General features: G+C 68.6%; 22 protein-coding genes. 7 read left to right on the top strand and 15 right to left on the bottom strand.

What is annotated here, in order from left to right:
* Nucleotides 1-96 precede the first annotated feature (96 nt).
* From dhaM to dhaK, 3 genes are read right to left on the bottom strand one after another with little or no spacing between them, the layout of a single operon-like run.
* Entirely contained in the window at nucleotides 97-807 is a 711-nt protein-coding gene (gene dhaM, locus FV560_RS14590) for a dihydroxyacetone kinase phosphoryl donor subunit DhaM (protein WP_159622275.1), read from the bottom strand.
* The gene (dhaL, locus tag FV560_RS14585) at nucleotides 800-1,465 is read right to left on the bottom strand and encodes a dihydroxyacetone kinase subunit DhaL (protein ID WP_159622294.1); all 666 of its coding nucleotides are present in this window, start codon (nucleotides 1,463-1,465) and stop codon (nucleotides 800-802) included. Before dhaL ends, dhaM begins: the two co-directional genes overlap by 8 nt.
* 2 nt (nucleotides 1,466-1,467) lie before the next feature.
* Entirely contained in the window at nucleotides 1,468-2,475 is a 1,008-nt protein-coding gene (dhaK, locus tag FV560_RS14580; protein WP_159622274.1) for a dihydroxyacetone kinase subunit DhaK, read from the bottom strand.
* A gap of 211 nt (nucleotides 2,476-2,686) precedes the next feature.
* Here dhaK and FV560_RS14575 point away from each other — a divergent pair, with 211 nt between their 5' ends.
* On the top strand, nucleotides 2,687-3,235 hold the full coding sequence (locus tag FV560_RS14575; RefSeq protein ID WP_159622273.1) for an LURP-one-related/scramblase family protein: 549 nt from the start codon (nucleotides 2,687-2,689) through the stop codon (nucleotides 3,233-3,235).
* A 33-nt stretch (nucleotides 3,236-3,268) separates the two neighbouring features.
* Here the strand turns inward: FV560_RS14575 and FV560_RS14570 are convergent, their stop codons facing one another.
* Nucleotides 3,269-4,696 (bottom strand): dihydrolipoyl dehydrogenase family protein, encoded by a 1,428-nt coding sequence (locus FV560_RS14570; RefSeq protein WP_159622272.1) that lies wholly within the window; start codon nucleotides 4,694-4,696, stop codon nucleotides 3,269-3,271.
* 137 nt (nucleotides 4,697-4,833) lie between these two features.
* Between FV560_RS14570 and FV560_RS14565 the strand changes: the two genes are divergently transcribed.
* The 5 genes from FV560_RS14565 to FV560_RS14545 are packed head-to-tail and all read left to right on the top strand — an operon-like array spanning nucleotide 4,834 to nucleotide 8,601.
* Nucleotides 4,834-5,661 carry an ABC transporter ATP-binding protein gene (locus FV560_RS14565; protein WP_159622271.1) on the top strand — a complete coding sequence of 276 codons (828 nt, stop codon included), beginning with the start codon at nucleotides 4,834-4,836 and terminating at the stop codon, nucleotides 5,659-5,661.
* Nucleotides 5,658-6,347: an ABC transporter permease gene (locus FV560_RS14560; protein WP_159622270.1), complete on the top strand. Its 690-nt coding sequence runs from the start codon at nucleotides 5,658-5,660 to the stop codon at nucleotides 6,345-6,347. Before FV560_RS14565 ends, FV560_RS14560 begins: the two co-directional genes overlap by 4 nt.
* Complete coding sequence (locus FV560_RS14555) at nucleotides 6,344-7,072, top strand: ABC transporter permease (RefSeq protein WP_159622269.1); 729 nt, start codon at nucleotides 6,344-6,346, stop codon at nucleotides 7,070-7,072. Before FV560_RS14560 ends, FV560_RS14555 begins: the two co-directional genes overlap by 4 nt.
* Nucleotides 7,069-8,022 carry an ABC transporter substrate-binding protein gene (locus FV560_RS14550; RefSeq protein WP_235020142.1) on the top strand — a complete coding sequence of 318 codons (954 nt, stop codon included), beginning with the start codon at nucleotides 7,069-7,071 and terminating at the stop codon, nucleotides 8,020-8,022. Before FV560_RS14555 ends, FV560_RS14550 begins: the two co-directional genes overlap by 4 nt.
* A gap of 36 nt (nucleotides 8,023-8,058) precedes the next feature.
* Nucleotides 8,059-8,601 carry a mycothiol transferase gene (locus tag FV560_RS14545; RefSeq protein ID WP_159622268.1) on the top strand — a complete coding sequence of 181 codons (543 nt, stop codon included), beginning with the start codon at nucleotides 8,059-8,061 and terminating at the stop codon, nucleotides 8,599-8,601.
* A gap of 57 nt (nucleotides 8,602-8,658) precedes the next feature.
* Here FV560_RS14545 and FV560_RS14540 read toward each other — a convergent pair whose 3' ends face one another.
* The 5 genes from FV560_RS14540 to FV560_RS14520 form a co-directional block, all read right to left on the bottom strand.
* Nucleotides 8,659-9,126: an SRPBCC family protein gene (locus FV560_RS14540; RefSeq protein ID WP_159622267.1), complete on the bottom strand. Its 468-nt coding sequence runs from the start codon at nucleotides 9,124-9,126 to the stop codon at nucleotides 8,659-8,661.
* Nucleotides 9,123-10,142, bottom strand: coding sequence for a UDP-glucose 4-epimerase GalE (gene galE, locus FV560_RS14535; protein WP_159622266.1), 1,020 nt, complete (start codon nucleotides 10,140-10,142; stop codon nucleotides 9,123-9,125). The genes FV560_RS14540 and galE overlap by 4 nt, the downstream gene beginning before the upstream one ends.
* Nucleotides 10,143-10,227: 85 nt before the next feature.
* Complete coding sequence (locus FV560_RS14530) at nucleotides 10,228-11,640, bottom strand: bifunctional folylpolyglutamate synthase/dihydrofolate synthase (RefSeq protein WP_159622265.1); 1,413 nt, start codon at nucleotides 11,638-11,640, stop codon at nucleotides 10,228-10,230.
* Nucleotides 11,637-14,918, bottom strand: coding sequence for an isoleucine--tRNA ligase (ileS, locus tag FV560_RS14525; RefSeq protein ID WP_159622264.1), 3,282 nt, complete (start codon nucleotides 14,916-14,918; stop codon nucleotides 11,637-11,639). Before ileS ends, FV560_RS14530 begins: the two co-directional genes overlap by 4 nt.
* 436 nt (nucleotides 14,919-15,354) lie before the next feature.
* Nucleotides 15,355-15,990, bottom strand: coding sequence for a TetR/AcrR family transcriptional regulator (locus FV560_RS14520; RefSeq protein WP_159622263.1), 636 nt, complete (start codon nucleotides 15,988-15,990; stop codon nucleotides 15,355-15,357).
* Between the two features lie 182 nt (nucleotides 15,991-16,172).
* Between FV560_RS14520 and FV560_RS14515 the strand changes: the two genes are divergently transcribed.
* Nucleotides 16,173-18,443 carry an MMPL family transporter gene (locus FV560_RS14515; protein WP_200837704.1) on the top strand — a complete coding sequence of 757 codons (2,271 nt, stop codon included), beginning with the start codon at nucleotides 16,173-16,175 and terminating at the stop codon, nucleotides 18,441-18,443.
* 131 nt (nucleotides 18,444-18,574) lie between these two features.
* Here FV560_RS14515 and ppk2 read toward each other — a convergent pair whose 3' ends face one another.
* The 6 genes from ppk2 to FV560_RS14485 form a co-directional block, all read right to left on the bottom strand.
* Nucleotides 18,575-19,465, bottom strand: coding sequence for a polyphosphate kinase 2 (gene ppk2, locus FV560_RS14510; protein ID WP_159622262.1), 891 nt, complete (start codon nucleotides 19,463-19,465; stop codon nucleotides 18,575-18,577).
* Between the two features lie 101 nt (nucleotides 19,466-19,566).
* Nucleotides 19,567-20,679, bottom strand: a complete 1,113-nt coding sequence (locus tag FV560_RS14505; protein ID WP_159622261.1) for a PIN domain-containing protein — start codon at nucleotides 20,677-20,679, stop codon at nucleotides 19,567-19,569.
* Between the two features lie 140 nt (nucleotides 20,680-20,819).
* Nucleotides 20,820-21,680: an HpcH/HpaI aldolase/citrate lyase family protein gene (locus tag FV560_RS14500; protein ID WP_159622260.1), complete on the bottom strand. Its 861-nt coding sequence runs from the start codon at nucleotides 21,678-21,680 to the stop codon at nucleotides 20,820-20,822.
* Nucleotides 21,677-22,213, bottom strand: coding sequence for a MaoC family dehydratase (locus FV560_RS14495; protein WP_159622259.1), 537 nt, complete (start codon nucleotides 22,211-22,213; stop codon nucleotides 21,677-21,679). Before FV560_RS14495 ends, FV560_RS14500 begins: the two co-directional genes overlap by 4 nt.
* Nucleotides 22,214-22,250: 37 nt before the next feature.
* Entirely contained in the window at nucleotides 22,251-23,435 is a 1,185-nt protein-coding gene (locus FV560_RS14490; RefSeq protein WP_159622258.1) for an acyl-CoA dehydrogenase family protein, read from the bottom strand.
* Between the two features lie 16 nt (nucleotides 23,436-23,451).
* Nucleotides 23,452-25,446 carry an acetyl/propionyl/methylcrotonyl-CoA carboxylase subunit alpha gene (locus FV560_RS14485; protein ID WP_159622257.1) on the bottom strand — a complete coding sequence of 665 codons (1,995 nt, stop codon included), beginning with the start codon at nucleotides 25,444-25,446 and terminating at the stop codon, nucleotides 23,452-23,454.
* Nucleotides 25,447-25,456: the final 10 nt, after the last annotated feature.

Here is a 25,456-nt window from a genome sequence, read left to right as displayed (position 1 = left end):
CCATCACGACCTCCCACGATCACCACTTGTCGCAACGACCGTATGAATCCACCGCATCGACGACGACACTGAGACCACCCTCGTGGTGGCGACGAGCTACTCCTCGCCGAAGCCCGCCTCGACGTCCGCCTCGATCGCATCCAGCGCCCGGGCCGCCTCCGGGCCGCTCGCCTCGAGTGCCAGCTCAGCACCGCCCGTCAGCCCGAGCCCCATGATCGCCAGGATGCTCGCGGCATCGATCCCGTTGAGGCTGACCTGTGCATCGAACTCCCCGACTTTGCGGGCGAGCATCGCGGCCGGCCGTGCATGCAGTCCGAGCCGGTTGCGCAGAATCAGGGTGCGCGTGAGCACCTCACCCTGCTCCGGCCCGACGGACCCGGGTGAGGGCGGACCGTCGTCCTCGCGATCCACCGGTCCGAAACTGGACGCCGCCTCCTCAGCAGCGGCCAGGACGGCCCGTCCCCCCGCGCCCCCCTGGGCCGCGACCGCTGCCGCGACCGCACCCTCGACGAACGGTGCATCCGCTAGGAGGACCCGTTCATCGTCGAGCATCTCGAGGACGGATTCGGCTGTGAGAGCCGCAGACCCGAGATCGGTCACCATCACCACGGCACCGGCCTCATCCTCCAAGGACGCCGTCACCGCCTGCTCCACCAGGTCGTAGCTGGTCCCGATGCGCCCGTCATCTGTGCCACCGGCGGGACGGATCGCTACATCGGGCGCCATCTGGGCCGCGACCTCGGCCGCACCGGCCGCGAGCGCCGCGGAGTGGGAGACGAGGACGAGAGCCGTCGTGGGCTCACTCATCCCCGCCCCCATCACCTGCGGCGCCCGCTGCCGCCTCGAGGAGCAGCGCGGTCGACTGCGCACCTGGATCTCGGTGCCCCACCGAGCGTGCGCCGAGATAACTCGCTCGACCCTTGCGGGCGGTCAGCGGTTCGGTGGCCGCCGCACCGGCCTGAGCTGCCTGGGCGGCCGCCTGCAGAGCCTCGACCCCGCTTCCACCTGCCTCGGCGATCTCCCGGGCGGCCTCGGACGCGGGCCCCCAGGCGTCGACCATCGTCTTGTCCTCGCGCTCGGCTTTCCCACGGGCGACGATCCCGCCCAGGGCCGCCTCCAGCACGTCCGCCACCCCGGCGGCGTCGAGCGTGGATCCCGCAGCTTTCGAGGCGCGGAGGTAGGCGGTGCCGTACAGCGGTCCGGCCGCCCCGCCGACTGTTGACATGAGCGTCTTGGCGACGAGTGCGAGCACATCGCCGATCGTCTCGGTCTCGGTACTCTGGAGCTTAGCGAGCACGGCGGTGAATCCGCGGTCCATGTTCTCGCCGTGATCGCCATCGCCGATCGCGCGATCGAGGTCGATCAGTGCCATCCGGTTCTGCCGCATGACGTCCGCACTGGCCTCCACCCAGGCCCGTGCCCACGCGACGCCGAGTGACCCGGGAGTGCTCGCGCCCCCCTCCATCCTCACGCCCCCCATCGCAGTGCGGCCGTGTGCACCGGAGCGTCATAGAGGCTGAGCAACTCATCGTCGAGACGGAGCACGGTGACTGAGGCACCCTGCATCTCCAGCGACGTCACGTAGTTGCCGACCAGCGACCGCTCCACGCTCGCGCCCCGCTGCTCGAGCAGCGCACGCGCCTGCCGGTAGACGATGTACAACTCGGAGGCGGGTGTCCCGCCCATCCCGTTCACCAGCAGCACCAGCCGGTCACCGGAGGCCACCTGCAGGTCGTCGGCGACCGCCGTCAGGAGCCGTTCGGTGATCTCGTCCGCGGAGGCGGCGGGGATCCGCTCCCGGCCGGGTTCGCCGTGGATCCCGATCCCGATCTCGATCTCATCCTCGGCCAGATCGAAGGACGGCTTGCCGGCATGGGGCACCGTGCATGCGGTCAGGGCCACTCCCATCGAGCGTACGTTCTCGTTCACCCGGGTGGCGATGGCGGCCACGGTCTCGAGGTCGTCGCCGCGCTCGGCCGCAGCGCCGGCAATCTTCTCCACCAGCACGGTGCCGGCCACCCCGCGGCGCCCCGCGGTGTAGAGGGAGTCCTGGACCGCCACATCGTCGTCGACGATCACCGATGTCACGGTCACGTCCTCCAGCTCGGCGAGCTCGGCGGCCGTCTCGAAGTTCAGCACGTCACCGGTGTAGTTCTTCACGATGTGCAGGACGCCGGCACCACCATCAGCCGCCACCGTCGCGGCGACGATCGGGTCGGGCGTCGGAGACGTGAACACCGCACCCGGTACGGCGGCATCGAGCATGCCGAGACCGACGAACCCGGCATGGAGCGGTTCGTGCCCGCTACCCCCGCCACTGACGAGACCGACCTTGCCGGACATCGCTCCGCCAGCGCGGGAGACGAACAGCTTCTCCTCGTCACCGCTGGAGACGACCAGGTCGGCGTGGGCGGCGACGAATCCTTCGACCGATTCGGCCACGACCGCCTGAGGATCGTTGATCAGCTTTTTCATGTCTGCTCCTTCGCATGGACGCCGGGGCGGCGAGTGACCAGTGCGGGCGGGTTCGGACCCCACGAGTCCACTGTGGACCGTGCCGGGTGCGGTTGCCTAGCCCTGGGTCCATCTTGCTCCTTCGACGGCCTCGTGCACAGGGTGATCGTGACAAGCAGTTCGTGAACGCACGGGATCCTGCCACAGTCAGCCCACGTGGGAGGATCGGGGCATGACGTTGTTGGCACACCAGAGACTGGTCGTCGACCAGGTCACGAACTTCATGAGCAACGACTTCGCGATCGCCGATGCCCAGGGACAGCAGATCGGCCACATCGAGACCGGTGGCAGTGCACTCAGCCGCTTCTTCATGGGCAGCCGCGAACTCACCGTCTTCGACGGCCCGGGCGAGCCACTGCTCCACCTCAAGGATACGGTCTCCTTCGGCCGCGACCGGATGGAGATCCTCGACGGGCACGGCCACCCGCTGGCACACATGGTCAAGCGGATCGCGTTCTTCCGGACCCGGGTGACGATCGAACTCGACGGTGCACCGTTGGAGATGACCGGCAATCTGTGGGGCTTCGACTTCACCCTGTCCGGCCCCCGGGGCCTCATGGCCACCGTGGCCCGCAATTGGGCCGGGATGGGCCGGGCGCTGCTGGGGCACAGTCGCTACGTCGTCGACCTCTCCCCGGACCTGGCACCCCGCGAACGTCAGGCGGTGCTCGGTGCTGTGATCGCGCTCGACCTCATCCGCAAGAAGCAGGACAACGGCTGAGACCGGCGTCGTCTCCGTATCCGCGCGGCAGACCTACCCCTCGCGACCGAAGGCCTCCAGCAGCCGCAGCCACACCTCGCTGATCGTCGGGTAGGCGGGCACTGCGTGCCAGAGACGCTCGATCGGGACCTCCCCGACCACAGCGACCGTGGCCGCGTGCAGCAACTCGGCCACGTCAGGCCCCACGAAGGTGACCCCGAGCAGCACCTGACGATCGGTGTCGACCACCATCCGGGCCCTACCGCTGTACCCGTCGGCGTGCAACGCTGCACCGGCCACGGCGCCGAGGTCGTGATCGATCACCCGCACCGCGTACCCCGCCTCCCTGGCCACCGCGGCGGTCAGACCGACGCTGGCGACCTCGGGGGAGGTGAACGCCACCTGCGGGACGCTGCGATGGTCAGCGGTGGCGACGTGCCGCTGCCACGAACCGTCCGCAACCGGACCCCCGCGAGCACGTGCCACGATCACGTCACCCGCCGCCCGCGCCTGGTACTTGCCCTGGTGGGTCAGCAGCGCCCGGTGGTTGACGTCCCCGACGGCATAGAGCCACTGTGCTCCCTGCACCCGCAACGTGTCGTCGACGTCCAGCCACTGACCGTCGGTCAGTCCCACGGTGCTCAAGCCCAGGTCGTCGGTTCGGGGGCGGCGGCCGGTGGCCACGAGCACCTCGTCGGCCTCCACCACCTGGCCGTCGGAACAGGTGAGGCGCACGGGCGTGGAGGGGCCGCCGTCGCGGGTGGCTGAGACCACGGTGACGCCGGTGCGCACGTCCACTCCTCGCTCGGCCAGGCTCGCGGTGACCAGTTCGCCGGCGAACGGCTCCTGCCCGGCCAGCACCTGCCCGCGCACGAGCATGGTGACGTCGGCGCCCAGGTCCCGGTACGCCGTCGCCATCTCCGTGCCGACCACCCCTCCCCCGACGATGGCCAGGTGCCCGGGCACCTCCTCGACACTGGTGGCCTCGCGGGAGGTCCAGGGGCTGACCGCAGCGAGGGCGTCCGGAACGTGGGCGTCGCTACCGGTGCAGATCACGACGGCGTAGCTCGCCTGCAGCCGTTCGGTCCCCTCGGCTGTGGTCACCTCCACCTCGCGCTCCCCGGTCAGGCGGCCGTGGCCGCGCACCAGGTCGATGCCCGCGCCCTCCAGCCACTGCACCTGCCCGGCGTCGTCCCATCCGCTGGTGAAGGACGTCCGCCGGTTGAGGACCTCGGCGATATCGAGGGAGGATCCAGGTCCAGTCGGCTCGTGGACTCCGGTGCCACGGACATGGGCAGCGGCGCGGCGGGCGTGCCCGGAACGTAGCAGAGCCTTGGACGGCATACATGCCCAGTAGGAGCATTCGCCGCCGACGAGCTCGGCCTCGACGATCACCGCACTCAGGCCTCCGGCGACGACCCGGCCGGCGACGTTCTCCCCCACCGCACCTGCCCCGATCACGATCACGTCCCAGGTTTGCATCTGTGCTCCTCGTGGGCGGACCCGCCCGGTCTCGTCAGGCCGATGTCATAGGTGCAGATTACGCTCGTTCCCATGGCTGTACTCAGTGGAACACAGACAAGCGAACCTCACCTGCCGTCGACGCGACCCGCAACGGCATGATCGAGTTCGAGGGGGTCGCCAAGCGGTTCGATGACGGCACGTTGGCGGTGCGAGGTGTCGATCTGGTCATCCCGTCCCACCAGGTGACGGTGTTCGTCGGTTCCTCGGGTTCGGGTAAGACGACGCTGCTGCGGATGATCAACCGGATGGTCGAACCGACGTCGGGGGTCGTGAGTATCGACGGCGAGGACGTTGCCGCACTCGACCCGGTCGCACTGCGGCGACGGATCGGCTACGTGATGCAGAGCGCGGGTCTGCTGCCGCACCGCAGGGTGCTGGAGAACATCGTGACCGTGCCGCGGCTGAACGGGATGGGGCGATCCGAGGCGACCGAGCTGGGGCTGACGCTCATGGATACCGTCGGCCTGGACCGGGATCTGGCCGGGCGCTACCCCAACCAGCTCTCGGGTGGTCAGCAGCAGCGGGTGGGCGTGGCCCGTGGGTTGGCGGTAGACCCCAACATCCTCCTGATGGACGAACCGTTCGGTGCGGTCGACCCGATCGTGCGCGCCGACCTGCAGACCGAACTGCTGCGACTGCAGGGAGAACTCGGCAAGACGGTCGTCTTCGTCACCCATGACATCGAGGAGGCATTCCTGCTCGGGGACCAGGTGGTGATCCTGGCGGACGGCGGCGTGATCGCCCAGCGTGGGGCTCCGGCCGACATCCTGGCCGCTCCTGCGAGCGAGTTCGTCGCGGACTTCATCGGCGCAGACCGTGGACGGAGGGCACTGCGGGTGGAGCACCGGGGCGGCGTCGCCGTGGTCGTCGACAGCAACGGCCGACCCGCCGGTGTCCTGACCGAGGACGCCGCGCCGTCATGACCTGGCTCTCACGGAATATCGACCTGGTGCTGGAACTGACGCTCGAGCACCTGTGGTTGAGCCTGCTGCCGATTGTGGCGGGCCTGATCATCGCCATACCGCTCGGCCAACTCGCCTGGCGTCAGCAGTGGCTACGTGGGCCCATGCTCTCGCTCGTCGGTCTGCTGTACACGATCCCGTCGCTGGCGCTGTTCGTGCTGCTGCCGCCGATACTCGGCATCGGGTACCTCAGCCGCGCGAACCTCATCGTGGCGCTGACCATCTACGCGGTGGCCCTGATGACGCGGTTCGCCTCGGACGCCTTCGCCTCCGTGGATTCACACGTGCGGCAGGCCGCCGTGGCGATGGGCTATGACGGCTGGCGCCGGTTCTGGGCAGTCGATCTGCCACTGGCGGGGCCGGTGCTCCTGGCGGGTCTGCGCGTGGTGGCGGTGAGCACGGTCAGTCTCGTCACCGTCGGAGTCCTGGTGGGGATTCGTTCGCTCGGATTCCTGTTCACGGACGGCCTGCAGCGCAACATCCCGGTGGAGATCCTGACAGGGATCGTCATGACTGTGGTGACAGCCCTGGCCCTCGACGCACTGCTGGTGCTGCTCGGCCGGTGGCTGATGCCCTGGTCGAGGGACGGGCGCGGTCGCGTGGCGGCGCGCCGGCGCCGGTCACCCAGAGCGGCGGTGGCGCGATGAACCTGTTCGCTGACGCCTTCGCCTGGCTCGCCTCACCGGAGCAGCACACCGGCGGCGACGCCATCGCCGTACGGCTGGGTGAGCACCTGCTGTACTCGGCCATCGCGGTGCTCATCTCCGCCGCGATCGCGGTACCGATCGGGTACGTGATCGGCCATACGGGACGCGGCAAGCAGGTCGCCGTCGCGTTCTCCGGCGCGGCCCGGGCGCTCCCCTCACTCGGATTACTGACGCTGCTGACTCTGTTCGTAGGCATCGGCCAGGCGCCGATGGCTGCCACGATCGTGTTCGTCGTGCTCGGTGTTCCGTCCGTGCTGGCGGGCACCTATGCCGGAGTCGAGGCGGTCGACGAGCGCGTCGTGGATGCTGCCCGGGCGATGGGGATGACCGAGTGGCAGATCTTGTGGCGCGTCGAGGCCCCGATCGGGCTGCCGTTGCTCATCGGCGGCCTGCGCAGCGCGACCCTGCAGATCGTCTCAACCGCAGTGCTCGCCGCCTACGTCGGCCTCGGCGGGCTCGGCACCTACATCCTGCGCGGGATCAACCTCAACGACTACGTCCAGATGCTCGGTGGCGCGATCGTCATCGTCGCGCTCGCGCTCGTGCTGGATGCAGCGTTCTCGCTCACGGCGTGGCTGGCGGAGAGCACCACACGGCACAGACCGGGGAATGCGGCCAAGCCGGCCGTTGTTTCTCACACTCACCCTCAGGAAGGAACGTCATGACCTTGCCTCCCCAGCGCCGTCGGGCGCTCGACCGCGGCAGCGTCCGCATGTCCGGCGCCGTCACTGCTGCCACCTCACTGGTGTTGCTGGCCGCATGCGGCGGTTCGTCCGACCCGCTCGACACCGGCGCGGGCGAGGAACCCGCGGATGCCTCCACCGTCGTGGTCGGTTCCCAGGCCTACTATTCGAACGAGATCATCGCCGAGATCTACGCGCAGGCGCTCGAGGTCGACGGCTTCGAGGTGGAGCGTCAGTTCCAGATCGGGCAACGGGACAGTTACCTCGCGGCCATGGAGAGCGGCGAGGTCGACCTGATTCCCGAGTACTCCGGGAACCTGCTGCAGTTCTACGACGCCGAGACCGAGGCGCGTAGCCCCGACGACGTCGCCGCCGCGCTGCCCGAGGCCCTCCCGGAGGGGTTGACAGTACTCAACCGTGCCGAGGCGCAGGACGCCGACTCCTACAACGTGACCGCGGCGTTCTCACAGGAGAACGGCATCACCAGCCTCGCGGATCTGGCCTCCTACGACGGTGAGATCACAGTCGGCGGCAACATCGAGCTGGAGTCACGCCCCTACGGGCCCGATGGACTCGCCGAGTTCTACGGGGTGGAGGTGGAGTTCGTCGCGATCGGTGACAGCGGTGGCCCACTCACCAAGGATGCGATCCGGGGCGGGGACATCACGATGGGTGACATCTACACCGCGGATCCGGATCTCGCGTCCGGTGACTTCGTGACCCTGGAGGACCCGGAGAGCATGATCCTGGCGCAAAACGTCGTTCCGCTGGCAGATGCCGAGATCGCCGAGGACATCGCCGGGGTGCTCGACCCGATCAGTGCGGTACTGACCACCGAGGATCTCATCGCGATGAACGCCCGCAGCGTCTCCGAACAGCTCGACTCGGCCACCATCGCCTCGGAGTGGCTGGCCGAGAACGGGCTGAATTGATCGGACAGTACGTGACATGAGTAGGTGGCGATCACGATGAGCACCTCGGGTTCTCCGAGTGCTGTCGGCACGATCCTGATCGACGGCTTCGACCGGGTGGCCGGCGAACTCCATCGCGCCCTGGACGGGATCGAGCCGGGCCACCTGGTGGCCCGGCTCGATCCGGAGGCGAACACCATCGCATGGCTGACATGGCACCTGACCCGCGTGCAGGACGATCACGTCGCCGATGTCTCCGGAGCAGATCAGCAATGGCTCGCCGGCGGCTGGGCCGAGCGATTCGGGCTGCCCTTCGACGTCTCGGAGCACGGGTATGGCCACACCAGCGCCCAGGTGGGACACGTGCGGGGTATCTCCGTCACGGATCTGCTCGGGTACCACGATGCCGTGCACGCGGCCACCGTCACCTACCTGCAGCGGCTTGTGGAGCCCGATCTGGACCGCGCGGTGGACCATTCGTGGGACCCGCCGGTCACCCTCGGTGTGCGGCTCGTCAGCGTGCTCGCCGAGGACCTGCAGCATGTGGGTCAGATCGCCTACATCGCCGGCGTGATGGAGCGCGTAGAGTCCAGAACCTAGCCTCAGGATCGGGGCAGGGCACTGTCCAATCGGTTCAGGGCACTGTCCGGCCGGCCCTCAGCCGGTTCCGTGCGGGGCGTCGACATGCCGTCGCAGCCAATCGTTGCGGGACGCGATCAGGTGGCGGACGTAGCGTGCGAGCACGAGCCGCTCGGCCAGCCTTCCGAGCGGTCCGAACGGAGCGACGAAGGTGACGTCGTCGCTCATCTGGGTGCCGCCGTCGGGTCGAGGCTGAAACCGGTGCACGTGACGGAACTGGGCGAACGGACCACGCACCTGCTCGTCGGTGAAGCTGTGGGGTGCCTCGTAGGCAGTGATGCGGCTCGTCATGGTCCACCACAGACCGAAATGACGGGCCCGCCACGTCACCGTCTCACCAAGCCCGATCACCCCGGAGGTCACGCCATCCACTGCAGCCTCCTCGCTCGCCGACATTGATGCCACGTGAGCGCCGATGTCGAGCGCAGCGTCGAAGACCTCCGGTGGCGGCGCCACGATGGTCGTCTCGGTGTGGAACTGGATCACCTGCCCTCGCCTCCGCGAACAGCGAGTACCTCGGCGCGACGTTCGGCCCACGCAATCGACGAGGCGATCGCCTCGTCCAGATTGAGCTCAGCCTGCCAGCCAAGCAACGCCTTGGCCCGGTCGACGTTGGCGTAGGCGCCGATGGCGTCCCCGGGTCTGGCCGGAGCCTCACGCACCGGCACACGGCGTCCGGTGACACGTTCGACGGCGGCATGCAGCTCGCGCACCGTGACGCCGGTCCCGGTGCCGATGTTGACCACGGCGGCCTCGTTCCCGACGGCGGTGAGCAGCGCATCGAAGCGTTCGACCGCCCGTACGTGCGCACGGGCCAGATCCCAGGCGTGCACGTAGTCGCGTAGGCCGGTGCCGTCGCGCGTGGGCAGATCCGTGCCCGTGAGGATGAACTCGTCCTGCTCCCCGCGCGCGGTCCGGATGAGCTGCCCGAGCACATGCAGAGGCTCCGCGGCGTGGATGCCGCTGCGCAGCTGCGGATCAGAGCCGATCGGGTTGAAGTAACGCAGGCTTGCCCCGCGCAGCAACCCGGCACCTGCCAGGTCTGCCATGATCTGCTCCACCATGAGTTTGGTGCGCGCATAAGGCGAACCTGGCGCGACCGGGGAACTCTCGTCAACCTCGAAGCTGGGCGAGTGAGCGTAGACAGCCGCCGAGGAGGAGAACAGCACCCGCGGGTGCCCGGCGTCGCTGAGCTCCTCGAACAGATCGAGCGACTTGGCCACGTTGTCGCGGTAGTACGCCGCCGGGTGTGCCACCGATTCGGGCACGCTCGCCCTGGCCGCCATATGCACAGTGACGGCGATCTCTGGATGCTCGGCCAGGATCTGCCGCACCAGGCGGCGGTCGGCGATGTCGCCCTCGTAGAAGATCCGGTTGGTGGTGAACGCCCGTGGGCCAGTCAGCAGCGAGTCGAGGATGACGGGCTCATGCCCGGCCCGTTCCAGGGCGGTCGCCGTCACCGAGCCGAGGTATCCGGCGCCGCCGGTGACGAGAACCTTCACATCGCCACCCTACTGGCGCAAAGGAACCCTGTGACCGCTGCGCGGCCATCGCGGGAGAGGATCCGGTGACCGTGGGTGTCGGCGATCAGCGTGCGTCGGTCGGTCGCCTCGGCTGCCGAGGCGGCTTGTCCTTGCCGAACACGGCGCGCGCCTCGGCTGCCAGAATCACCGAACCGGCGACGAGCACGCCCGTGCCGGAGGCGATCTGGTCCTGCTGACCCTGTTCGGCCAGGTCGGCCGCGAGGGAGATCGCGTTCGGAAGACTCGCCTGCACGTGCACCTGGTCAGGGTCGAAGACATCGCGGGCGATCTCGGCCAGATCATCCACGTCCATCGAACGCATCGACCTGGACTGGGTGATGACCACCTCGTCCAGGACGGGTTCGAGCACTGAGAGGATCCCCTCGGCGTCCTTGTCGGCCATCACCCCGATCACGCCGACCAGCCGGGTGAAGGAGAACGCCTCCTCCAGTGCCTGCACCAGGACTCCCGCACCGGCCGGGTTGTGGGCCGCGTCCACCACCACGGCCGGGCTGGAGCGCACGAGCTCCATCCGTCCGGGTGCGGTGGCATCGCCGAAGGCGGCCTCGACAACCTCCGCGCCCAGGGCGCCTCCCCCCAGGAACTGTTCGACCGCCGTCAGGGCGAGCAGGGCGTTCTGCGCCTGGTGGGCGCCGTGCAGCGGAAGGAAGATGTCGGTGTAGAGCCCGCCGGTACCACGCAGGTTCACCAGCTGTCCCCCAACGGCCACCATCCGCTCAGCGACCTCGATGTCGTACCCCTGGGCCACCACCCGCGCACCGCGTTCGACGGCGCGCCGGGCAATGACGGCAGCCACCTCGTCGTCCTGCTCGGCGGTCACCACGACCGCCGGCGGGTCGAGCTGTTTGATGATGCCCGACTTGACCTGCGCGATCTCCTCCAGGGAGTGCCCGAGCCACTTCTCGTGATCGCGGGCGATCGGCGTCATCACCGCCACCTCGCCGTCGATGACGTTGGTCGAGTCCCACTCGCCACCGAGCCCGACCTCGATGATCGCCACGTCCACCGGCGCATCCGCAAAGGCTGCAAAGGCAAACGCAGCAAGCACCTCGAAGAAGTTCAGCCGCGGGTGCCCACGCCCTTCGAGGCTCGCGTCCACCATCTGCACGTACGGCTCGATATCGCGCCAGACCTCCACGAAGGCCGCGGCTGAGATCGGCTCTCCGTCGATCGCGATCCGTTCGCGCACCGTGTGCAGGTGCGGGGAGGTGAAGCGTCCGGTGCGCAGCCCCATCTCCCGCAGCAGCCGTTCCACCATCCGTGCGGTCGAGGTCTTGCCGTTGGTCCCGGTCAGGTGGATGGCCCGGTAGGCACGCTGCGGGTGGCCGAGCAGGTCCACCAACTCGGCTACCCGGTCGATCGTCGGGGAGATCTTGTGCTCGGGTGCGCGGGAGAGGATCTCGGAGTAGATCTCTTTCGCCTGTTGCTCGGCCTCGGCGTCAGCCGCCCCGGTCATGAGGAGACCTTCGCCAGGTCGATACCGACGGGTGGTTCATCGTCGCCGACGACGGGAGCGACATCGACGTGCACGCTCACCGCGAGGGTCTCCCCGGCGATGAAGTCCTTCCGGTCGGTCACCGCCTGGGCCCACTGCCGGGGCACCGCCAGGGAGAGCCGGATGCGGTCCGAGACGTGCAGGTCGGCTGCCTTGCGCGCGTCCTGCACCTGGCGCACGACGTCGCGAGCGTATCCGTCCCCGATCAGTTCATCGTCCAGCTCCAGGTCGAGCACGACGAACCCACCACCGGGCAGCACTCCGGCGGCCACGGTGTCGCCGAAGCGGTCCTCGATCTCGGTGGTGAGTGTGAACTCGCCCTCCTCGAGGAGGATCCCGTCCACGCTCACGCGCTCACCCTGGGCTTCCCAGGCACCGCTGCGCGCACCGGCGATCGCACGCTGCACGTCCTTGCCGAGCCGCGGCCCGGCGGCGCGGGCGTTCACGGTGAGCTTGGTGTAGACGCCGTACTCGCTGGCGGCACCGTCGGCGAGATCACGGACCTCGACATCCTTGACATTCACCTCATCGGCCACGAGACCGGTGAACGCCGTGAGCGCATCCGGCCGGTCCACCACGACCTTGACGCTGCGCAGCGGCTGACGCACACGCAACTGGTTCGCCTTGCGCAACCCATGGGTCACCGAGACGACGTCCCGGACGGCATCCATCGCCGTCACCAGTTCCTCGTCCGCCACGAGAGCAGCCGCCGTCGGGTCGTCGGGGTTGCCGGGCACCGGCCAGTCGGTCAGGTGCACACTGCGCCCGCCTGTCAGCCCGCGCCACACCTCATCGGTGACCATCGGCGCGAGCGGGGCCATCACCCGCAGCAACACCTCCAACGCCGTGTACAGCGTCTGGTAGGCACCGGCGTCCTCGTCCCAGAACCGCTGCCGCGAGGTGCGCACGTACCAGTTGGTCAGCAGATCCAGATGCTCACGCACCCGGGCCACCGCCTCGGCGATCTCGTAGCGCTCCATCTCCATTCGCACGGTCTGGACCAGTGATCGGGTGCGGGCCAGGACGTAGCGGTCCATGTCTTCCAGCTCGGCCAGTTCCTCCGGCCGTGGGGCTCGCACGTCGATGCCGGTGCCGTCGTTGCAGGTGTTGGCGTAGAGGCCGAAGAAGTACCAGGTGTTCCACAGCGGCAGCAGCACCTGGCGCACCTGGTCGCGAATGGACTCCTCGGCCACCACGAGATTGCCGCCGCGCAGCACCGGTGAGCCCATGAGTGACAGGCGCACCGCGTCCGAGCCGTAGGAGTGGAACATCTCCATCGGGTCGGGGAAGTTGCGCAGCGACTTGCTGGCCTTGCGGCCGTCGTCGCCGAGGATGATGCCGTGCGAGACGCAGGTGCGGAACGCGGGGCGGTCGAACAGCGCCGTGGCAAGCACGTGCAGGGTGTAGAACCAGCCGCGGGTCTGCCCGATGTACTCCACGATGAAGTCACCCGGGTAGTGGTTCTCGAACCAGTCTGCGTTCGCGAACGGGTAGTGCACCTGCGCGAACGGCATCGAGCCGGAGTCGAACCACACGTCGAAGACATCCGGGATACGGCGCATCGTCGAACGACCCGTCGGGTCATCCGGGTTGGCACGGGTGAGCTCGTCGATGAACGGCCGGTGCAGGTCGGTCACCTGTACGCCGAAGTCGGCCTCGAGGTCGGCCAGCGAGCCGTACACGTCGATCCTGGGATAGGCGGGATCGTCGCTGACCCACACCGGGATGGGGGTTCCCCAGTACCGGTTGCGGGAGATCGACCAGTCACGCGCGTTCGCGAGCCACTTGCCGAACTGGCCGTCCTTGATGTGCTCGGGCACCCACGTGATCTGGTCGTTCAGTTCGACCATCCGGTCCCGGAACTCGGTGACCTTCACGAACCACGAGGAGACGGCCCGGTAGATGAGTGGGTTCTTGCAGCGCCAGCAGTGCGGGTAGGAGTGGTCATAGGTCTCGTGGCGCAGCAGTACGGCACTCTGACCCTGCGCCCCGCCGGAACCGGCCTTCAGGTCCTTGATGATGGCGGCGTTGGCGTCGAAGACGTTCATCCCGGCATAGTCGGGCACGGTGGCATCGAACTTGCCGGCGGCGTCCACCGGGGTCGCCGGTTCGATGCCGGCGGCGTCGGTGACGACCTTGTCCTCCTCACCGTAGGCAGGGGCGATGTGCACGATGCCCGTACCGTCGTCGGTGGTGACGTAGTCGGCGAGGAGCACCTGGTGGGCGTTCTCACGGCCGGCGAAGTACCCGAAGGGCGGGGCGTAGCGGCTGCCTGCCAGCTGGGCACCGGTGAGGGTCGCCAGTACCTCGGGCTCGGTCCCCAGCTCACGCTCGTAGGCGGCCAGGCGGGCCTCGGCGAGCACGTACCGCCCGCCGTCACTACCGGCCACGACGGCGTAGGTCACCTCGGGGTGGACGGCGGTGGCCAGGTTGGAGGGCACTGTCCAGGGGGTGGTGGTCCAGATGAGCAGGTGCGCGCCGGTGAGTGCCTCGGCAGCCTCGGAGGGGACCTCCGGACCGATCGCATCCAGCCGGAACCCGACCGTGATGGCCGGATCCTGCCGCATCCGATAGGTGTCGTCGTCCATCCGCAGCTCGTGGTTGGACAACGGGGTCTCGTCCCGCCAGCAGTACGGCAGCACGCGGTAGCCCTCGTAGGCGAGGCCCTTGTCGTAGAGCTGCTTGAACGCCCAGATCACCGATTCCATGTAGGTCAGGTCGAGCGTCTTGTAGTCGTTCTCGAAATCGACCCACCGGGCCTGCCGGGTGACGTACTCCTCCCACTCCTTCGTGTAGCGCAGCACCGAGTCCCGGCATTCTTTGTTGAACGCCTCGAGCCCCATCTCCTCGATCTGGGTCTTGTCGGTGATCCCGAGGATCCGCTCGGCCTCCAGCTCGGCGGGCAGGCCGTGGGTGTCCCAACCGAACCGGCGCTCCACCCGCTTGCCGAGCATGGTCTGGAACCGCGGCACGACGTCCTTGACGTACCCGGTGAGCAGGTGCCCGTAGTGCGGCAGGCCGTTGGCGAACGGGGGGCCGTCGTAGAAGACGAACTCGTTCTCACCCTTCTCCCCTGCCGACCGGTTCTCGATCGAGGCGCGGAAGGTGTCATCGCTCTTCCAGAACGCCAGCACGTCGGTCTCGACGTCCGGGAAGTTCGGGGAGGGCTGCACGCCGTCGGCCTGGGTGTGGCGCGGGAAGTGCAGGTCGCTGCCGGTCCTGGTGGGCTCGCTGGTCATCTGCGCTGTCCTTCGACTGATTCGATCCGTGTCGAGGACGATCCGCTCCCGTCCGGGCGCGTCCCGCGGTACCACCTCGGTTGCCCCGCCGCGGACGACGGAACCCCTTCATCTGCGGCTGTGACGGGCCTACCCGTCCGGTTCTACTGAGCTCCACCGTGGTGGGGCGGTTCTTCCGGAGGCTCACCGGTGATGGCCGGGTCGATGCCTGTGCTTCCAGTCTAGCCTGACGTACCCGGCGTGGGGCCAGCCGATATCGATCCCGCCCGCTCCACCGATGGGGTGGCCAGGCGGCCCGAGTGGTGTTGACGCGATCCACTGAACGCTGCGCGATCGCTGGAGACCATGATGGCGACCGAACCTGGCCGACCTCTGGCATGACGCACGATGCTCTTCGCGCGCTGACCGGCCCCCGTGGGTGACAGATTCTCGGCACTCAGGACAGGTGCTGGTGGAGGTAGCTGGTCAGCACGGCGTGGAGCTCGGTGGTCAGGGCGTCTCGTTCCGGTCCGCTCGCGTCGGCGATCAGGGGCATCATGCTGCGGACGAGCTGGATAGTGACGGTCGCGATACGGGCGACCTCCTCGTGCGAGCGATCTGGCAAGAGGAGCCCGATGAGTTCTGCCACGCGGTGGTGAATCGCGGTGTGGATTGGCGTGACGGCAGCACGGAGGCCGGCGGGCATGTCCGTTCTGGCGAAAAGAGCCTTGAATCCGGGATGGGCCAGGTTGAAGGCCACGAGAGGTCCGAGCACGGTATCGACGAGATCCTCGACGCTCGCGTCGTCGATACTCTCTCTCGTGAACACCTCTCCGCGCAGGGCAGCGAGCTGGCTGGCATAGTGATCGGCCAGCGCGTGGGCGATGTCGTCCTTGTTCTTGAAGAACTGGTACAGCGAGCCTGGTGAGATGCCGGCTTGTGCGGCGATCGCGTTTGTCGTCGCCGCGTCATAGCCGTGCTCGGCGAAGACGGCGGCGGCGGCGTGCAGGATCTGCTCGATCCGCTGCTGGCCGCGCGCCTGCCTACGCGGCCGTGCCTGCGAACCATCGGTGACCGTTTCCTCGCTCGCCACGCTTCTTCGCTCCCTCGAGGACTAGACAACACGAGCATTCGCTCGTATTCTTTTTTGCGAGCATCTACTCGCCTCTACTCGCCCCAAAGATAGCAGAGGCGCTGCCGCCGCATCAGGGCATCCGGCCGTGAACCCACCGACAGAGGCCGCGACGGCCGACGATCAACCACAGGAGAATCCCCGTGACTGACGCTCCGCTCCCGACCACCACCCTCGAACGCGTCGGCGACCTGACCTATCGTCGGCGGTGGCCGGTGCTGATCGTCTCGCTGATCGTGCTCGCGGGGCTCGGTGCGGTCGCCGCGGGCGCGCTGTCGTCCTTCGTGCTCAACCGCTGGGAGGCAGCCGGTAGCGAGTCGGTGGCGGCACAGGAAGTGATGTGGGACGAGTTCGCCACCGGCAACTCCAATCTGATCTTGCTCATCACCGCCGACGGTGGCGACGTGGACGAACCCGCCGTTGCCACAGCCTCGGCCGCTGTCGCCGACGAACTCGCAGGCGAGGATGCCGTGGCCGATGTGTGGTCGTACTGGTCGCTGGACGGCGATGCGACCCTGCGCAGCGACGACGGAGCCTCGGCCATGATCCTCGCCCACGTGACCGGCGACGCCACCGAGGCCCGCACTGCGATCGCCGAGTACATCCCCGACTACACCCGCGACGACGGTGTCATCAGAGTGCAGGTCGCAGGATCGGAGGCGGCATCGACGCAGATCAGCGCGCAGGCGACCGAGGACTTCCTGCGCGCGGAGCTCATCATCATCCCGCTCATGCTCGTCCTGCTCGTGATCATCTACCGTCGCGTGAGTTCCGCGCTGCTGACCCTCGGCGTCGGCCTGTTCTCCGTGATCACCACCCTGGCCGGACTCCGCGCGCTCACCTCGGTCGTTGAGATCGCGAGCTTCGCCTCCAACATCGTCCTCGTCATGGGAATCGGCCTAGGGGTCGACTACAGCCTGTTCGTCATATCGCGATTCCGCGAGGCGCTCGCCCGCGGCACGATGGTCCGCTATGCGCTCCGCGAGACGCTGAACACCGCCGGACGAACCGTCGTGTTCAGTGGCTTGACCGTCGCCGCATCCGTCGCGGTGCTGCTCGCACTGCCCTTCCCTTTCTTGCGTTCCTTCGCCTACGCCGGCGTACTCACCGTCATCACTGCTGCGGCTGGCGCGCTCATCATCTTGCCCGCCGCCCTCGCCATCCTCGGCGAGCGCATGGCACGACGCGGCGTCACCGTCCCGGTGTCGAAACCGGTGGAGCAGGGAGGCTGGTACCGGCTCGGGCAGCGCGTCATGCGGCGCCCGATCCTGTGGGGCGGAGCCGCGCTCGTCGCGCTCCTCGCTGTTGCCTCCCCGGCCTTTGACCTGCAGATCGGGGTGCCCGATGACCGTGTGCTCGCGCAGGGCTCCTCCGTGCGTGACACCTACGACCAGCTCCGTAACGACTTCGCCGTCGAGGCCAACGACGCCATCCAGGTGATCGAGACCGGCAACGCATCCCCGACCGCCACCGACGTGGCCGGCTACGCCGCCCGGATGTCCCGCATCGACGGGATCGCCCAGGTGAACTCTCCTGCGGGCGTGTTCGTGGACGGCACTCCGATCGCCGAGGGCGACGAACGACTCGACTCCGGCGACACGGTACGCCTGGATGCCATCCCCGCCCGCGAAGCACTCGACGGCACCGGGGGCGACCAGATCATCGCCGAGATACGCGCACTCCAGGCCCCCTTCGACGGCACTCTCGTCGGCGGGTATCCCGCCCAGCTCGCCGACTTCCGCGAAGCGCTCCTCGAACGGCTGCCGTTGATCGCCGCACTCATCCTGCTCGTCACCTTCGTGCTGCTGTTCCTCCTCAGCGGCAGCCTCCTCGTACCGCTGAAGGCGACCGTGCTGAACCTGCTCAGCATCGGCGTCATGTTCGGCGTCCTCACCGCCGTGTTCCAGAACGGGCTCTTCGCCGACGTGGTCGGCTTTACCCCCGTCGGCACCCTCGACCCGGCCTTCCCGATCCTGATGTTCTGCGTCGTCTACGGACTCTCCATGGATTACGAGGTGTTCATGGTCTCCCGCATCCGCGAAGAGTACGAACGCACCGGTGACAACGACCGTGCCGTGCTCGCTGGCCTCCAGCGCAGCGCCCCACTCATCACCGCGGCAGCCCTCACCCTTGCTGTGTCATTCGGCGTCTACGCCACCGGCTCGGTGATGTACCTGCAGATGATCGGCATCGGCGTCGCCGTCGCGATCCTCGTCGACGCGACCATCATCCGCGGCATCCTCGTCCCCGCCTTCATGCGCCTCGCCGGCCCCGCCAACTGGTGGGCCCCAGCGTTCCTCACCCCCGTCTTTCGCCGCTTCGGGCTCCGCGACGAACCCGCACGCTCCATCTCGGCACTTCCGGCCTCAACAGGGCCCCTCCCGGACTTCGAGACGCCAGTTGAGTCGGCCTGAGGCGCTCCATGCGAGACATCAGGCGTGGGATGGGAGCTCATCCCGTTCGAGAACTGCGACGACGGCGCCAGTGCGCTCATCCACGCCCGCCTCATCTGGGCACAGAAGTTCGGAGACACGCCCTAGCGTCCTCAGTCGCCGACGGCGTCGATCCCCCGCTTCACGATCGCCGGGTCGGGCTGTCCGACCACCTCATGGTCCTTGCCGTCGTACTCGAACTGGGCAAGGAAATGGCGCATCGCGTTGATCCGGGCTCGCTTCTTGTCGTTGCTCTTGATCGTGGTCCACGGCGCCCAGTCGGTGTCGGTGCGGCGGAACATCTCTTCTTTGGCCGTGGTGTAGGCGCCCCATTTGTCCAGGGATTCCAGGTCCATCGGCGAGAGCTTCCACTGCCGCACCGGATCCACTTGACGGATGATGAAGCGGGTCCGCTGCTCGGCCCGGGTGACCGAGAACCAGTACTTGGTCACCGATATCCCGGACTCCACGAGCATCTTCTCCAGCAGCGGGGCCTCACCCATGAACTGCTGGTACTGGTCGTCATCACAAAAGCCCATCACCCGTTCCACTCCGGCGCGGTTGTACCAGGAGCGGTCGAACAGGACCACCTCACCGGAGGTGGGCAGGTGCTGCACGTAGCGCTGGAAGTACCACTGGCCGAGCTCACGGTCACTGGGCTTGGACAGCGCCACCGTGCGGGCGTATCGCGGGTTCATGTGCTCCATGAACCGTTTGATCGTGCCCCCTTTGCCGGCGGCATCGCGCCCTTCGAACAGGATCACGTGCCTGCCGCCGGTAGCAGAGGTCCAGCGCTGGAACTTCAGCAGCTCCACCTGCAGCAGGTACTTCGTCTGGTCGTACTCGCTGCGGTCCATCCGCTCGTCGTAGGGATAGTTCTCGCGCCAGGTGTCGACCGCGCGGCCCGCGGGGTCGATCAGCACCGGGTCGTCGTCGTGGTCCTCGCCGAGGCTGTGACCATCGGTCTGGAGCCGGTCGATGTACTCCCGCACGTCCTGGATCATGGCGGCGAACGTACCGGGACCAGGCGAACACCCGGTGACCACCACGTGTCTGACAGACGACGGTCACCTCCGGTGAGCTGAGTACACCTCCTCAGGTCCCGTCAGGCTCCGGCGCTGAGCAGATAGTCCTCGGACTCCTCGTCCCAGCGCAGGTCCAGTGCCCCGTCGGCAGCGTCGGTGCAGAACTGCAGGAAGGTGCGATAGCCGAGCGCCTTCTCGCTGAAGTCCGGGCGCCGCTTGCGCAGGCGGTTCTTCAGGCTGGACAGGGCCACGGGCCCGTCGGACTCCGTGACGACAGACCGCAGCAGCGCGAAGGCGTCCGCACGTTCCCCATGAGCGGGCACGGACACCTCCGGGTCGCCGGCGGCCGGGCCCCTGGCCAACTCCACCAGGCCGCGCTCGGCGAGGTGGCGCAGCACATCGGAGAAGGTGCGGAACCCGTGGTCGGACTCGCTGAAGGTCGGATCCTTGCGCAGCAGAGTGCGTTTGAGTACCGAGGCCGTCACGCTCCCGCCGGTGGAGGACTGCAACCCGGCCAGGGTCTGCGCCACAAGCACCTCGAGCGCGCCGGCCTCTTCACTGCGAGCGGCCGGTTCGTCGTCAGTGGGCTCGGCCGGTGGGCTCACCGGTTCCCCGGCGGCGGCCGGTGGGGGCGCTGGTTCCTGCCTGCTCTTCTCCGCCGTCTTGCCACCCTGACGCCCACGCCGGCGCGGCCCGCTGGGTTCGGTCTCGGGCACCTCGACTCCCTCGAGGCGGTCGTAGAAGAGGAACTCGTCGCACGCTGGCGGCAGCAGCCGCGAGGTGGACTGTTCCACACCCACGCCGATCACGCGCTTGTTCAGCTCGCGCAGCTTATGCACGAGCGGGGAGAAGTCGCTGTCGCCGGTGCACATGACGAAGGTGGAGATGTAGTCGCGCTCGAAGGCCATCTCGATCGCGTCCACGACCATCTTGATGTCCGCGGCGTTCTTGCGGGAGGCACCCATCCGTTGCGGCATCTCGATCAGCTCCACCTGGTGGCGCGTGAGTGAGCGCCGGTCCTCGTCGAAGTAGGACCAGTCCGCATAGGCGCGGCGCACGACCACGCGACCCCGGATCGCGAGCGCGTCGGCGATCGGGCCGAAGTCGAACGCCATCCCGCCCAGGTGCTCGCGCGCGCCGAGCGCGAGATTCTCGTAGTCGAGGAAGACGGCGAGACGTTCTTCGGATTCCATGACACCACCCTAGGTGCGCGACGCGCAGATCCACAGACAGACCGGGTATCGGTGCAGATCAAGGCACACGCGCACGTCCTCCGGTGGCTGCCGGCCGGGCGCCGGAGAGGAGATGGTGACGGTGGTCAGGGGCGGGCTGGTCACGGGAGTTCCTCTCCGGCGCGGCGCAGCACAGCGCGCGCCTGGGCGAGCAGGGGTTCGTCCACCATCTGGCTGCCGTGGCGTTGCACGCCCCCACGCTCCCCGACGGCGGCCATCACCTCCCGCGCCCACCGCACCCGGGCAGCGTCGGGGTGGTAGGCCTCGCGGACGACGGGCACCTGCTGCGGGTGCAGGCAGGCTGTGGCGGCGAACCCGGAGGCGGCGGCGTCCTCTGCCTCGCCGCGCAGCCCCACGAGGTCGTCGAGGTCGAGATGGACGGCGTCGATGGCAGCCTTGCCGTAGGCGCCCGCGGCGAGCAGCACCCGGGACCGGGCGTGACGTGCGACCGGCCGATAGGGTGCCGCCACACCGGAGGTGGAGACGGAGAATCGGCTGGAGGTGCCCCCGAGGGAGGCCATCAGGTCCTCGGCGCCCCACATCAGGCCGACCACCGAGTCCTCGGCGGCCATCTCGGGGGCCACGAGCACGCCGCGCGCCGTCTCGCACAGGGCGATCACCTGCAGGCCCTCGAGCCCGGTCAGGTCGGCAGGGCTGCAGGCCTTGGCGAGCATCACCCGCCGGTATCCGGCACGACGGACCGCGTCCACGTCGGCCTCATGCTCCGGTGAGTCCGCCGCGTTCACCCGGACGATGGTGCGGTCGGGATCGAGTGGGTGCGCCTCGAGCGCACGCCGCGCAGCCGCCCGGGCGTCGGCAGCCACGGCATCCTCCAGGTCGAGGATCACCCCGTCTGCGCGCTCGGCCGCCTTCGTGAACCGGTCGGGTCGGTCGGCGGGGCAGAACAGCAGGGCAGGTCCGGGCAGATCCGCTGCGGACCTCGCGGGCCCTGGCGCCGTCATGAGCGCTCACCCCCAGCGTTCCCGCCGCCCGCGCGTCCCTCATGAGCCTGGCGGTACCACATGAGCGCCGAGCGCACCGCGACGACGGTGATGACGCCGTCCTGGTTGCGACCGGTGTGCTCGAGCCGGGCGATGCCCTGCCCCGGCCTGCTGGCCGAAGCACGGGTCTCGAGCACCACCGTCTGCGCATAGAGGGTGTCGCCGTGGAACATCGGGGCCGGGAACCGTACGTGCTCGAAGCCAAGGTTGGCGACGGTCGTGCCCTGGGTGAGATGCCCGACCGAGAGGCCCACCACTGTGGCAAGGGTGAACATCGAGTTCACCACCGGGCGGCCGAACGGCTGCGTCGCGCACCAGGCGGCGTCCAGGTGCAGGGCTTGTGGGTTCATCGTGGCGGTGGTGAACAGCACGTCATCGGCCTCGGTGATGGTCCGGCCCGGGGCGTGCCGGTAGCGCACCCCGAGCTCGAGCTCGTCGAGGTATTTGCCACGCTGGACCTCCTCGCGCAGCGGCTCCGCAGGCTGGGTGTCCATCGTTCTCCCTCTCTCGCTGTCGCCGAGCGGGCCGGTGCTATCGGCGGGTCAGGCCCGCGCCGGTCAACCCCAGTTCACGGGCGATCACTGCGAGCTGGACCTCGGTGGTGCCTTCACCGACCTCCAGCACTTTCGCGTCCCGGTAGTGCCGGGCCACGAGGTTCTCGTTGAGGAAACCGTAGCCGCCGAAGATCTGCGAGGCATCGTGAGCGTTGGCCACGGCAGCCTCGGCACCGACGAGCTTGGCGAGCGAGGCGGCCATCTTGAACCGCACCCCCGTGTCCATCAGCCGGGCCGCCTCCACCCACGCGAGCCGGGCGGTGTGCACGCGTGCCTGCATCCTGGCGATCATGAAAGCCACGTGCTGGTTGTCCTCCAGCGCTCGTCCGAAGACCTGCCGTTCGTGGCTGTGCCGGATCGCCTCTTCCAGGCATCCTTGGGCAGCGCCGGTGCAGAGTGCGGCGAAAGCGATACGGCCCTCGTCGAGGCAGGTGACGGCATAGGCGTACCCGCGGCCGCGCTCGCCGAGCAGACTCTCCTCGGGAATGTGGACATCGGTGAGCGTGAGGGGATGGGTGTCGGAGGTGTGCCAGCCGACCTTGTCGTAGGCGGGTCCGACGGCCAGTCCCTCGCTGGGGACGGGCACGAGGAAGGCCGAGAGCTCCGGTACCCGGGTGCCGTCGTCGCGCGTGCGCTCACCGGTGACAGCCGTGATGGTGACGAGCGTGGTGATCGGCGTTCCGGAGTTGGTGATGAACTGCTTGGAGCCATTGAGCACCCACTCACCACCGACGAGATCAGCGGTGGTGCGCGTGCCGCTGGCGTCTGAACCGGAACCGGCTTCGGTGAGTCCGAAAGCGGCGAGCGCCTGCCCGGTGGCGAGGCTGGGCAACCACTGCCGCTTCTGCTCCTCGGTGCCGAACCGCAGCACCGGCATGGCACCGAGTCCGATCCCGGCCTCGAGGGTGACGGCGAGGGACTGGTCGACACGGGCGATCTGCTCCACGGCGAGGCAGAACGCGGTGTAGTCGGCGCCGGTGCCCCCGAACTCCGGCGGCAGGGGAAGCCCGAAGAGCCCCATCCGGCCCATCTCGGCAATGACGTCCAGCGGCAGTTCCCGCCGGGTGTCCCAGTCGTAGGCGGCGGGGCGCACCACGGTATCGGCGAACGTGCGGACCTTCTCGGCGAGCGCGAGGTGCTCGGGGGTGAAGCCGTACGGCATGAGCGTGACTCCTTCGTCAGATCTTGTGGATCGTTGCGCTCGGCCCTCGCGGGTCTTGTGAACCCTCAGGGCCGGTGACGGCGGCGAGCACCTGGCCGGATGTGACCTGGTCACCGACGACGACGTCGATGGTGATCGTACCGGCGCGACCGGCGCGCAGTGGGTACTCCATCTTCATCGCCTCGACCGTGACGATGCGGTCTCCTGCCTCGACCCGGTCGCCCGTGGCGGCGTGCACGGCAACCACGGTGCCCGGCATCGGGGTGCGCAGCTGCGGGTCGCTCACCCCAGCCGACATCGCGGTACTCGTGTCCGGATCGTGGTGATCGAGACCCCACGTCCGGCCATCCCACCGCACCCAGGTGGCAGCCGGCTCGAGCAACACGTCCACACCTGCGCTCATGCCGTCGAGGACCAGCGCGCACGAACTGACGGCCCGCAGCAACACCGTGCCAGATATGGCACAGCGTCGCTGCTGGCCGTCGGTTGTGTCCCCGACCGCGACGAGCGCGCGCTCGGGAGGACCGGATACTGCGACTGTGCCCGCAGCGAAGGCATAGATGACGGGCTGGTCGGCGCCCAGCCGCCATCCTGACGGCCGGCGCCAGAGCTCGTCCGTCCAGGCGTGTGCATGCCGCGCCAGGGCTGCAGCGATCAGCGCCTCGTTCGGCGTGTGCTCCCGGGACATGGTGAGTCCGTCCAGCAACGTCGTGTCGGCGGTGCCGGTGCGTACCTCTGGGTGGGCCAGCAGCCGCCGCAGGTAGTCCACATTCGTCTCGATCCCGAAGATCACCGTGTCCGCGAGCGCCCGGTCCAGCCGCGCCAGGGCGTCAGCACGCGTGTCAGCGTGGGCGATCACCTTCGCCAGCATCGGGTCGTACTCGGTTCCGACCACGGTGCCCTTCGCCAGCGCGTGATCGACGCGCACCTCGTCCGGCCAGCGCACCACCGCGGCGGTTCCAGTCGCCGGGAGGAAACCGGAGTCCGGACGTTCGGCGTAGATCCGTGCCTCGATCGCATGCCCGTCGACCGCCCGGTCCAGGCCCGGATCGAGCGCTTCGCCGGCGGCGATGCGCACCTGCCACTCCACCAGGTCCACACCGGTGACCGCTTCGGTGACGGGGTGCTCCACCTGGAGGCGGGTGTTCATCTCCATGAAGGCGAAGGCGTCCGGATCCGCGGCGGGCACGAGGAACTCCACCGTTCCGGCGCCTTCGTACCCCACGCTCTCGGCCACGGCGACTGCGGCGTCGCTCATCCGCTGCCGGGTGGTCTCGGTCAGCAACGGTGAGGGAGCCTCCTCGATGACCTTCTGATGGCGGCGCTGCAGCGAGCACTCCCGCTCGCCCAGGCTGAGGACGTGGCCGTGGGCGTCGGCCAGCACCTGGATCTCGATGTGGCGGGGAGCGTCGACGAACCGTTCCACCAGCAGCGCCTCGTCCCCGAAGGCGGCACGGGCGATGCGACGGGCAGTCGCGAGCGCCTCCGGTAGATCGGCGAGGTCGCGGACAACCTGCATCCCTTTCCCACCGCCGCCCGCGGAGGGTTTGACGAGCAAGGGCGGGCCCAGGTGCGCCGCTGCGGTGAGGAGGTCCTCGTCCGGTTCACTGACCCCCTCGATCACCGGCACCCCCGCCGCGGCGACGTGCGCCTTCGCCCGAATCTTGCTGCCCATCAGTTCCAGTGCCGCCTGGCCCGGCCCGATGAACACCAGCCCGGCGTCGGCGCAGGCGCGCGCAAGCTCCGGGCTCTCGCTGAGGAAGCCGTACCCGGGGTGCACGGCCTCGGCTCCGGTCCGGCGCGCAGCCTCGATGATCGCGGCCACATCCAGGTACGACTGTGCCGCCGGAGCGGGTCCGATCCGGACGGCGAGGTCGGCGGCCCGGACGTGCGCTGCGCCGTCGTCGGGGTCGGAGTACACGGCGACGGATCGGATTCCCATCCGCCGGAGCGTGCGGGCAATGCGGACGGCGATCTCGCCGCGGTTGGCGATGAGGACGGACGTGAACACGGAGGACGGC

The sequence above is a fragment of the Ruania rhizosphaerae genome, from assembly GCF_009805705.1.
In the GTDB taxonomy this organism is placed as follows: Bacteria; Actinomycetota; Actinomycetes; order Actinomycetales; family Beutenbergiaceae; genus Ruania; species Ruania rhizosphaerae.
Note: the sequence above shows the minus strand (reverse complement) of the source record. Positions and strands in the feature narration are given on the sequence as shown.

What these genes read in the sequence shown, in the direction of transcription:
- dhaM (WP_159622275.1), bottom strand. Translation starts at nt 807, where the DNA reads ATGAGTGAGCCCACGACGGCTCTCGTCCTCGTCTCCCACTCCGCGGCG.
- dhaL (WP_159622294.1), bottom strand. Translation starts at nt 1,465, where the DNA reads ATGGAGGGGGGCGCGAGCACTCCCGGGTCACTCGGCGTCGCGTGGGCA.
- dhaK (WP_159622274.1), bottom strand. Translation starts at nt 2,475, where the DNA reads ATGAAAAAGCTGATCAACGATCCTCAGGCGGTCGTGGCCGAATCGGTC.
- FV560_RS14575 (WP_159622273.1), top strand. Translation starts at nt 2,687, where the DNA reads ATGACGTTGTTGGCACACCAGAGACTGGTCGTCGACCAGGTCACGAAC.
- FV560_RS14570 (WP_159622272.1), bottom strand. Translation starts at nt 4,696, where the DNA reads ATGCAAACCTGGGACGTGATCGTGATCGGGGCAGGTGCGGTGGGGGAG.
- FV560_RS14565 (WP_159622271.1), top strand. Translation starts at nt 4,834, where the DNA reads ATGATCGAGTTCGAGGGGGTCGCCAAGCGGTTCGATGACGGCACGTTG.
- FV560_RS14560 (WP_159622270.1), top strand. Translation starts at nt 5,658, where the DNA reads ATGACCTGGCTCTCACGGAATATCGACCTGGTGCTGGAACTGACGCTC.
- FV560_RS14555 (WP_159622269.1), top strand. Translation starts at nt 6,344, where the DNA reads ATGAACCTGTTCGCTGACGCCTTCGCCTGGCTCGCCTCACCGGAGCAG.
- FV560_RS14550 (WP_235020142.1), top strand. Translation starts at nt 7,069, where the DNA reads ATGACCTTGCCTCCCCAGCGCCGTCGGGCGCTCGACCGCGGCAGCGTC.
- FV560_RS14545 (WP_159622268.1), top strand. Translation starts at nt 8,059, where the DNA reads ATGAGCACCTCGGGTTCTCCGAGTGCTGTCGGCACGATCCTGATCGAC.
- FV560_RS14530 (WP_159622265.1), bottom strand. Translation starts at nt 11,640, where the DNA reads ATGACCGGGGCGGCTGACGCCGAGGCCGAGCAACAGGCGAAAGAGATC.
- ileS (WP_159622264.1), bottom strand. Translation starts at nt 14,918, where the DNA reads ATGACCAGCGAGCCCACCAGGACCGGCAGCGACCTGCACTTCCCGCGC.
- ppk2 (WP_159622262.1), bottom strand. Translation starts at nt 19,465, where the DNA reads ATGATCCAGGACGTGCGGGAGTACATCGACCGGCTCCAGACCGATGGT.
- FV560_RS14505 (WP_159622261.1), bottom strand. Translation starts at nt 20,679, where the DNA reads ATGGAATCCGAAGAACGTCTCGCCGTCTTCCTCGACTACGAGAATCTC.
- FV560_RS14500 (WP_159622260.1), bottom strand. Translation starts at nt 21,680, where the DNA reads ATGACGGCGCCAGGGCCCGCGAGGTCCGCAGCGGATCTGCCCGGACCT.
- FV560_RS14495 (WP_159622259.1), bottom strand. Translation starts at nt 22,213, where the DNA reads ATGGACACCCAGCCTGCGGAGCCGCTGCGCGAGGAGGTCCAGCGTGGC.
- FV560_RS14490 (WP_159622258.1), bottom strand. Translation starts at nt 23,435, where the DNA reads ATGCCGTACGGCTTCACCCCCGAGCACCTCGCGCTCGCCGAGAAGGTC.